This is a genomic window from Corallococcus interemptor, from assembly GCF_003668875.1.
Classification (GTDB): Bacteria; Myxococcota; Myxococcia; order Myxococcales; family Myxococcaceae; genus Corallococcus; species Corallococcus interemptor.
The window spans coordinates 1-471 of record NZ_RAWM01000317.1 but is presented as its reverse complement, the minus strand read 5'-3'; the positions used below and the strand labels follow the sequence as shown (position 1 = coordinate 471).

1 protein-coding gene and 1 pseudogene are annotated in these 471 nt (G+C 45.6%); both read left to right on the top strand.

What is annotated here, in order from left to right; all coding sequences use genetic code 11:
* Positions 1-47: 47 nt before the first annotated feature.
* Positions 48-158: pseudogene (locus tag D7X96_RS42075) on the top strand (hypothetical protein); the annotation flags it as partial.
* Positions 159-191: 33 nt separating this feature from the next.
* The coding region (locus D7X96_RS40635) for a hypothetical protein (protein WP_208647454.1) at positions 192-471 on the top strand (280 nt) is incomplete at its 3' end.

Genomic DNA, 471 nt, shown 5'->3' with positions numbered 1-471 from the left:
CATCTCCATCCTATGACGATCTTCATGTTTTTGGGTCAATTTGCTTTGTGCATTTGCCTCCTTCGGAAAGGACCAAACTAACAGCTCAATCAGCTAAGTGTGCCTTTTTAGAATATGCACCCTTCCAAAAAGGGTTCCTATGCTATGATCCCACCATTCGTCGCCTTAGTACCTCTAGGAATGTTGTGTTTTTGGAAAACAAGTTCTTTTTTCACCAACACCTTGATCCTCCGGACTCCTCATTCGTTTCTTTACCTGGTTTTTCTGAAAACAAATCCGTTGTTCGATTTAATCTTGATTTTGTGTATCACAGACGGAATAAAGAAGCGCCTACAGGTACCACCCCTCTTGCTTCTCCTCCGGCATCGGGTCCACCTCTGGCACTTGGTCCTTCTGACCATCCGTCATTGCGCCGCTCCACTCGCATATCCGTTCCGCCAGACCACTATGGGTTCTCTCATACTTCCTTAA